Origin of the sequence: Thermovenabulum sp., assembly GCF_049723235.1 — a bacterium.
In the GTDB taxonomy this organism is placed as follows: domain Bacteria; phylum Bacillota; class Thermosediminibacteria; order Thermosediminibacterales; family Thermosediminibacteraceae; genus Thermovenabulum.
Window position 1 is genome coordinate 1 of the sequence record NZ_JBNARB010000034.1, and the last position, 9,899, is coordinate 9,899.

A 9,899-nucleotide genomic window follows, 5' to 3' on the forward strand; every position below is an offset into this window, starting at 1 on the left:
ATTGTCAAAGAACAGAAATAAGTAGATTCTAAAAATGAGTTTCTACACTAAAATCTTAAAATAAATTATTTTAAAGTAATTTCTGGAATTGCATCATTATATTCTTTATCCAAAATATGTAACTGTTTTTTAATAATCCCCCTCATTTCCATAGCAGGTTTAAGACATAGGATCATAAATTCTTCTTTATCCAAATCATTAATATTTTTTATATGTGGGAAAAATAATTTTAAAAATCCAGTGCAAATACGTTTAATAGCATTTACATCTCTTGTATCAGCTGATCTTGGAATATTTAATATTTCATCAACAATTTGAGGATAAATTATATCACTTCTAATAGCATGCATTATTTCTGAAAAATATTCTACATTTAGCGCCCATCCTTCAGCTTTCATCTCTTCTCTCATACGTGGTAAATCCCAACCCTTTATAAATCCGTGAAATCGATCAATTAAAGCAGATTCTTGAAAAGCAATCGGTAGCTCTGTAAACATATTTATATTTTCACTCATCTTATCTTCTAAAATATTACCCATTAAAACTAAACCTGCATCTCCAGATCCTCTATAATCCCCTACTCTATATTCCCCAGATTCTAAATATCCTTTTAAGGCTCCTCTTATCTCATCAATATCAGGAAAACTTATTGTTTGTATTTCATCAAGTGCCACATAATCATATCTACTAAAAAGACCTGGTGTTTTTCGGTTCAAATCATAAAATAGGCGAGCTCTACTTATACTTCCACCACTTACCAACCAGCCATACTTTGATATTTGAGACATCAAATAAGATTTTCCCGTACCTTTTGGGGCTAATTCTATTATGTTTATTCTTTTTTCAACAAAGGGCAATAATCTACTTAAGAAAGTAATTTTCTGTTTTAAATCTAAAAATCCTAAAGGATTATAGTCTACTGCCAGCAAAAGGATATCTACCCATTCTTCAGTTGTAAACTCTTTTCTAGCCTCGGTATAATAATCCAAATCTATCTTATATGGTTTAAACGGCTTAAAATCAGTAATATATATTGCTCCATTACCTTCTCTACCATTTATCCCTATTGGACTCCATTCACACTCAATTACTCCCCATGTTTCATTATTTGATAGCAATTCTTCTTTATAAGTTTTTAATACATAAGATTTAACAATCGCTTCATATTTTCTTGTAGGAAAACCTAAATCAGGTAAATAAAATAAACCTTCTCCAGTTTGAACATCAAGTTCAACTCTTACCTTTGCTAAAAATCTGACTCTTTCTCCTTCTTTAATCATATTGCTTTTTAATAATTCCCAATCTTTTTTTGAAGGTAGATTTTTGCTTATATAATTTTTTACCTCTTCTATATCAATTTTACCAGTTTCATCAGAAAATTTCATAATAATCCAATCTCTTAAATATGACGGAATACTTAATGATTTAAAAAAATCATTTTGCGATGGATTTTTATATACAGTAACATTTTGAAAAATAGATCTCATTTTAACTTGTAATTCATAATTAATAGCCATATATAATCACCTCAAATTCCTAAATCTTCTTCTATTATTCCTTTTACTAAGTCAAATTTTAACTGTCCTATTTTAGACTTATTAACATATAAAGTGCCTTCATACTTTCCTGCCTCAAAATTATTAATATTAAAAATCCAAATATATCCATCTTTTGTATATCCTTTAATTAATTCTCCTAAAATCTTTAATTCTAAATTATTGACATGATTATTTAATTTAATCATTAGGCTACCTTCATTTTTATGATTAAGTTTTACTTTATCGGAAATTAACTGGTATTCTATTTTCATTTCTAATTTTTTACTATTATCTTTCTTGCTAAAAACTAATACAGGCACTAAGAATTCTTCAGGTGATGCTCCACCATGAACTTCTCCTGATATGCTACCACTAGTTTTAAACTTAGAGTGATCAAGTAATATTATTTTATTATTATAAATAATCCAAGAATCATTTTTTTCAAAATTAGTTTCTTCAACTATTTCAGCAAATCTTCCAGGAGGTTTTACTTCGCTTCCTTTTGGTATATTTATTTTTATATCTTCAGTTCCTGCAAATCTTGTTAATCCATGATCAGAAGTAACTACTACTAAATCATAATTAGATATTAATGTTATAATATTTTCAGAAATTTCCTTAATTGCATTTATAAATTTTATAAAAGATTTCGGAAATTCATAAGTATAATGATGCGCAATATCGTCCAAACTTCTCTCTACTTTCTCATCATCCTTCCACTCTTGATTTACTTCAGTAATTGTAGGTAAACAGCTTTTTGCCAAAAAAATTTCACTTCTACAATCGCATCTACTTTCTATAAGTTTTATAAGTAAACTAATCCATTCTACTCCCATTGCATCTATCCAAAATATCTTTGCTCCCATTTTCCTATATTTTTCTATTAATTCATATCGCGAATGATATTTCCATAAGATTTTTTCGTAAGCCCATTTTTTTATTAAATTTTTTAAATTCTCATCAGCTTTGTCCTTTATGCGACAATATTTATAATTATAGAAATATTCATCCGCGAAATCATCTCCCATATTTATTTGCTCTAAATACCAAATAAGTTCGGGATATAATATTTCTATTAATTTATACCATTCATTTTTAAGGTTTAAATAATTTTTATTTAATAATATCTCTCTCAAATTATTAATAATTTCTTCTTTTTCTTTTTCTGTTATATCTGTTAACACTGATATTTTTTCAATGGGATCATTTAATTTATTATAATAATCCCAGAAAATATTTGGTAAAAAAGTTACATTTAATTTTTTTAATAGTTCTTTTCTTTCTTTTATTATTTTTATTGACTTTTCAGATTTAGAAATATTAAATATAGTCATTACTACATCAAAATAAAAATTGTTAAATTCCTTGTTTATCTTATTAACATAATTTAAATAAGTTCCTTTTAGACTTCTAATTTTATTCCATAACCATAACAACCAACGTTCATTTTGGTTAAATTCTTTCCATAATGAAAAAAGCAAATTTTCATCATAGTCTGCAATTTTTAATAATCTTGCTGCCAATATGTCTAAATTATCATCTTCTTTAATGTTTTCAGCAAGCCAATCCCACTCTTTCTCAGTTCCCCACGTTTTTTCTAGATTTTCGAGTTTTAAATTATTTTTTATATAGTCATAACTAGAATTAAAAATATATAAATGAAAATACTTATTATTTTGCTCAGCCTTTAAATACGGTGCAAATTGTGTAGTAAGCCAAATATTTTCTTCTGATTTTTCTTCCCATAATTGCAAATAATTTTTTATACCTTGTACACATTGATAGTCTTTTATCTTTTTACTAAACGGAGCTATTATTACCTTCGTTTCTCCTTCTCCGCTTAAATAATATATTTCGGGTAGTTCTTTTGCTCTATATCTACCAATATTATTTATTTTATTAAAGAAAAAATCATCTGCACCTAAAATAGGTATATAAATTCTACGAACTTTATTTGAAGGCCATTCAGCAATAGTATGGAAAAAATAACTTTTAGAATCTAATCGTAGATATTCTCCCACAGGTATTAATAATATTTTCTTAGTAACGTTAGATTCATTTTTTAATTTTTCTTCAAGCAAGGTTATATCAGGAAATAAATCCTGATCATAACAAAATTCTGATAATTTTATTGTCTTATCTACTTCATATTTCATTTTGAACAAGAATTCTTCCCATGTTTTTGAACCATTTATTAAAATAAATCTACTTGCAAATCTTTCCCCTTTTTTATATTCTTCTCTCAAACTTGTTATTAAGTCTTCAACAGATGTAAAAAAAAGCACAGATAGACCCCCCTTTGATAATAATAATTAACTATTCTCAAAAATTGATAATAATTTAATTCCAAGCAGAGGGTCATTAGATATTGATTCAATAACAAATTTCTTCATTCTTTCCGGATTCATATTTTCGATAGCTTTTAATGCACGATTATAAGCAATGTCTTTATAATTTAATTTTATCCATTCAATAACAAGTTCTTGTACCTTACTTACATTTAGAGTCCAAATTTTAATATTGCTACCTAATTTGCCATAAATATATTCATGTATTTTTCTCTCATAACCCTTCAAAATATTAATATATTCTTTAGCTACAACTTCCATGAATTTCTGAAAAATAAAATTATCATTTTTTAACATTTCAAATTCTTTACTATGTTGTTTTAAAAAATCTATCATTTTAATAATTTCACTTTCAGGTAAAAGATTTATTTTGTCGTATTTTTCAATGAAATCAAAATATTGAGCATCAAACATCCAATAGATCGGCATACGTTTTTCTTCTGCCCATTTATCAGGTGAATTTGCCCCTGTTATGTTGTAAAAAAGATTGTTCAACTCAATAATTCTTTTTTGCTTTGAAAGCAGAGATAAAGTTTTTAATAAATTATCTTTAATATCATATTCTTGATAATTCACCATATCTTGTAGTTTTCCATATAATTCTTTAGCTCCATCATCGTCTAAATCTTGCCCAGAATATTTTTTTACTAAAATTTTCGTTATTTTTATTGTGTCATTAATAATTTGTTTGATTTCACTGCAATATTTTATTATCTTATCAGAAAGATTCTCTTTTTTATAATATTCTATATCAACATAAAATAATTTATATAAATAATCAAATATTTGAATTATATCATGATCTTGCCCTTCTTTATATACCCATAAAGGATATTTACTCTTATACCATTCATTTTTAAAATAAACATTTATCTCTTCAATGCTTTTCATTTTCCGTTCTAATAATATTGATAAAGCATCAATTACCTCTAATTCATTAACAATATCAGCTAATACTTTATCAACCTCTTCTTCTCTCCATAAATAAACTTCTTTTTTCAAAAAACCTTTAATTCGTTCTATAATATTTGACAAAGCTATATTTAACTTATTTTTAATTTGTAATAGTTTGGGTGATTTGATATTTAAATATTCCCTAAAACCACTTTCCAAAACATCGTACTTAATCAAACTCGAAAGTTCATTGTCGCATTTTTTCAAAAGCTCTACAATATTTTTCATTTCATCATCAGATAACTCTTCTTTATCAAAACTTAATATTTCATTAATAGCTCTTATTGATTCTATTAGATATTCTGCTTTAAATATACGAACTTTACTTAAATCCTTAATATAATATCCTATTGTCCATAAAGGTAATTTAAGATTATTTATTACATTTCTTATTTGTTTTCTCGTCTCTTCGGGATACGTGCTTTGTTCATTAGTAAGATTGAATATCCTCTGCATTATTTTGCAAAAATTTTCGCCTTCCTTTGAAATTTTTCTGATTGAATATAAATACGAATTTTTACTATTCTTCGTGACATTTTCTATTAATTCCGCTAATTTATCTGGATTTAATGGCCTTGAATTTACTCCATCCCAATAATAATATCCTTGTGAATATTCTCTAAGTAATAAAGAAAAAATTACTATACCAATTGGGCAGGGCATAAGACCAAAGGGTGGATTTTGAAGTTCTTCCCATATTTGTTTAATACTGACATTATTATTTGTTTCAAAAAATTCATTTACTTTTATTTTCATTTTAACAATAGGATGCTCCGAATTTTGATCAATTTTAATTTCATCCCATAAACTATTTTTTATTAACTCATCGACAATATCTTTATACGGACTTTGAATTTTTTTTGAAATATTCAAACCAATTTCCGCTCCAGCTTTTCCAAAAGATGTATTATACAATGTCGATACTTTGCTAATTTTTTCCGGGCAATACGGAAAAATATCTAACACAATTTCTTCAAGAAAATTTGTTATCGAATCACATCCTGATAATTCTCTTTGTTTACCTTGAAAGAAAGCAAATATTCTGTTCCTTCGTAAATCTTCCATCCATTCATTTTCAATGTTCTCTACTTTATTTTTAAAATATCTCATATTGTTAGAATCCTTTATTTGTTCATAATACCATGTATGTGCTATATAATTAATCCAGTCATTGTATCTTTTCTCTCCAAAAGCTGCTTGACTTATTAGTATACAACAATTTTTACTTTTACTTGTTAATTCTAAAGCAATTTCTTCTAACCCAAATAAATCACTATCGTTTAAAGCAACTACTAATATTGTTAAAATTTCATAAGGTTCTAATTCTTCGCGTAAAATATTTTCTTTTTTTGATCTTATATCTTTTGCTGAAGTTATTTTTATATAATGACGAAGTTTAGAAGCCCCTTGTAATGAAATTAAATCTTCTATTTTTCTTGCTAATTTTGCATCACTTTTTTTAGAATCTACCATTTTATTAAATTCATAGTTCATACTTGCTTGTTGTTTTAATTGATCTAATTTTTTACGATCCATTATAGTCGTAGGAATAATATATTCAACATCATTTCCAATAGCTAATGCATGCATAATCTCTTTATTGCAAATATCTTCTGCGATTTTTTCGACTTTATTGTATAACTCTGTACCCATAAACATTCTTTTAATAACAGATAAGTTTTGCTTAAATAATGGCTCTGTCCCTTGAAGCTTGCGATTCATTATGGAAAGCAACATCATTACTCGAAAAACCCTTAATTCTTCTTCACTTTGTAATTTATCTTTATTATAGTTAAAATGAGTAATGATATCATTAATATTTTCTACATCTTTTAGATTATCATCATTTTCGAAAAAGTATTGCCAAATATAATCTGGTGTAAGCCAATACCAATCATTTTCGGGATATTTTGATATAAACCATTGAAATGATCCTATTATATTAGTCTTTAAAAATTGAAAAAAAGTCCTCTGACTTGAGCTGAATAATGATGAGATTGTTGATAACAAATAAGCAGAATAAGGATGTATGGGTGTGAGCATTCTCAGTTCTTCTTTTTTTATAGTTGCTCCCTGAGAACCCTGCATTAAATTTATTTGAAGAACAGCAAGATCTACTTTGTTCCAAAGTGTATCCCTTTTTGCTTCCCATTCAATTCTATTTTCATCTTTTATTTCAATGGCATTAGAAATCAATTTATAAGCAGTAACTACATTCATATTTAATTCGCAAGAATGAAATCTATCCTCAAGTTTCTTTTGAGTTTCTTCATCAATTCTTGTAAATTGTTTTAACGATCTATGGGTTATTAAAAATAAATAAAAAGGCATTTCTCCTGTAGCATGAGCTAATTCTTGAAGAGGAGTAACTGCAGAGTTATAAATAAAATATTCTGTAAATTCATCCCAAATAAAAATTAATCCACCAAGATTATTTAATTCAATTATTTCTTTTATCCATGCCTTTACTACGTCCGGGGAATCAAAAACAGTTATGCCTTCATGCTCAAAAACTTTTGCTATATTCTCTGCAATTAATGTGTCACCATTTATTAATTTTTCAACTACCTGTTCCATAGAAGCAAAAGAATTAAAATATTCATATTTATATTTTTCAAAAATGTTTTGTAAATTTAATACACTATCTTTTTCCGTCAATTTTTTTATAAGTTGATCTATAATACTTCTTTCCCCTAAATATTTAAGTCCTTCATTTTTTAGTTTATTTTTAATTGCCTGTTGCAATTCAATCATCAATCTACGATTTGAATTTATATGACCCATTACATCAAGAGCAGAACGATATACTACTAAAAATCTTTTGTTTTCTCTTAAAGCTTTAAACCTTTCCCACAAATCTTTTATATTTTCATATTTCTTAAAATATGCTTCTATTTCCTCTAATGGATCTTCCAATAAATGTTTAATAACAAAAGAAGCGTAAGTTTTACCAGTACCATATGTACCAGTGAGCCAAATAGATTTACAATCTTTGTTATTTGATCTTTCTAAAGCTATTAATACTTTGTTTAACAAATTTTTCATGCTGTCATGAGGAATAAAAAACTTCCAATTATTTTTATTTACTCTATCTTTTTCTTCACTGAACACCGGTATAAAATCTTCACTTATAGAAATAAAGTTATTATATCTCCACATTGCTCCCACCTCTCTAAATCAATTTTTATTGTTACTCCATTTTCATCAACATTAAAAAAATTATTATTAATTAATATTACTACCAAATGTTATCCTTGAAAATGTAAAATCTTCTTTCTACTATAATCTTTTATTTCTTATTCACATTTATAATTTTTTTTAAAAAAGTCTAACCATTCTTTAGATAGATGTTAATCGAATCATACAAGATCAATCACCTCAATTGATTTTCTATTATTATCAAGAAAAATATTATCTAAATCTTTTACAATATTAACTCTTATAAAATCATTATATTTTATTGAAAGACCTTTAAGGATTCCTTCTAATAGTTCTCTATTTATGCCGAATAAAACAAAAGGTCCTTCAACAGCATTTTCATATAATTCATTTAATGTCAATTGATATCTTCCTGTATTTTCAGCATAACGATAGAGGGAATATAATATTGCTATTGGATCAGGATCTTCCCATCCTTTTTTATAAATTACATTTTTATTTTTGATTTTACTATATATACCTAATTCTAATTCGTTACCTAATGGTGAATTCTTAAATAAATCACTCAAAGCATCAATTGCGTTTTCTCTACTTCTTTCGCTTTGATGATAATTTTTACCAAGTTCTATAATTAATTCATCTTTACTTAAAATTGACCCCCAAGGTATTTGTTTTAAATACCAATTAATTATCTTTGAATTTCTAGCTAAATTAGTCCAAATAATCGCCCAAGTAAATTTATTATCTAAACCAATCCTTTTTAACTTATCAACAATTTCTGGAATAATTATTCTTTTCTTATCAATTTCTATTAATTCCGAATGTTTCAGCCATAATTTCATAGCTTCTATTTGCCGATTACCCAAACTATTATCTATTAACCATCTATCAGTAAGTTTAAAAAATTCTAAAAGCCAAATTTTTCTTAAGCCGAAGGTCTGATATGACTGTAACGTATCCCTCTTATTATTCCTCACTTTTTCCCCTCCCTCACTTATTGAAATTGATTTTGCATTTAAACAAGCTATACCATTAACATTCAAACAAAATCCACAGAATGAACAATTATTATCAATATATACATTTCCATCAATTTTTAAAGCGCCAGTGGGACATTCTACTTCGCACGTTTTACAATGACAACAATATGAACTTTTTATAGCAATAGCATTAAAAGCGCTAATTAAATGGCGATCCTTATTAATTAAGTTCGCAACTTCTACTATTATACCTTTTTCAAATTCTTTTATTTTAAATGGAATAATAAAATTATTTCTTTCAATATATCCTTTTCCTTTTTCTATAATCGTTATTTTCCCTAAAGTTTTTATCCATTCCATCCAATTTTCAGAAGGATATAATAAAATATATTCAACAATATTATCTTTTTCTTGTTGATATACTCTATTCCCTCCATTAATTAAATATCTACCGCCTGCACGTCCTTTCCATTTACCTTCTTCAATATATTTTTTAATATCTTTGATTTTTTCTCCGGAATTTAAAGCATAATTCTGTAGTTCTTCTAACAATTTGTCCATATCTTTTTTATATTCTAATCCATTAATTATTTCTTTCCAATTTGATGAAAGAGGACAAAGAACACATCCAATTCTAGTAGTCCCATATCTATACGCCTTATTAATTAATAAATTCTTTTTAAATATATATAAAAAAACTTCTGCAGAATTCCATGATATAATAGGACTTGCATTGATCTGAAGTTTATGTTTTCCTCCTTCAGTAATAGGACTATATGAAGAACGATTTACACTTTCTTCATTGCGTACTCCATCAAAAATTAATACTTTTACAGAAGGTTTTCCTGCTAATTTCCTAAGTAATAAGAGTAATTTCGGAAACAGTTAATAATTCCCTGTAAAAAACTAACAAACCCAAC

4 protein-coding genes and 1 pseudogene are annotated in these 9,899 nt (G+C 26.5%); all 5 read right to left on the reverse strand.

Annotated elements, in window-relative coordinates; translation table 11 throughout:
• Nucleotides 1–65 precede the first annotated feature (65 nt).
• A complete protein-coding gene (brxL, locus tag ACPLOV_RS11320) occupies nt 66–1,517 on the reverse strand; it encodes a BREX system Lon protease-like protein BrxL (protein WP_424911191.1) in 1,452 nt (483 codons plus the stop codon).
• An 11-nt stretch (nt 1,518–1,528) separates the two neighbouring features.
• Nucleotides 1,529–3,823: a BREX-4 system phosphatase PglZ gene (pglZ, locus tag ACPLOV_RS11325; RefSeq protein ID WP_424911192.1), complete on the reverse strand. Its 2,295-nt coding sequence runs from the start codon at nt 3,821–3,823 to the stop codon at nt 1,529–1,531.
• 27 nt (nt 3,824–3,850) lie between these two features.
• Nucleotides 3,851–7,999 carry a hypothetical protein gene (locus ACPLOV_RS11330; RefSeq protein WP_424911193.1) on the reverse strand — a complete coding sequence of 1,383 codons (4,149 nt, stop codon included), beginning with the start codon at nt 7,997–7,999 and terminating at the stop codon, nt 3,851–3,853.
• Nucleotides 8,000–8,199: 200 nt separating this feature from the next.
• Nucleotides 8,200–9,531 carry a hypothetical protein gene (locus ACPLOV_RS11335; protein WP_424911194.1) on the reverse strand — a complete coding sequence of 444 codons (1,332 nt, stop codon included), beginning with the start codon at nt 9,529–9,531 and terminating at the stop codon, nt 8,200–8,202.
• Nucleotides 9,532–9,603: 72 nt separating this feature from the next.
• Nucleotides 9,604–9,864, reverse strand: a pseudogene (locus ACPLOV_RS11340) (phosphoadenosine phosphosulfate reductase family protein); the annotation flags it as partial.
• Nucleotides 9,865–9,899: the final 35 nt, after the last annotated feature.

Coding starts and splice junctions, on each gene's coding strand:
- brxL (WP_424911191.1), bottom strand. CDS start 1,517: ATGGCTATTAATTATGAATTACAAGTTAAAATGAGATCTATTTTTCAA.
- ACPLOV_RS11330 (WP_424911193.1), bottom strand. CDS start 7,999: ATGTGGAGATATAATAACTTTATTTCTATAAGTGAAGATTTTATACCG.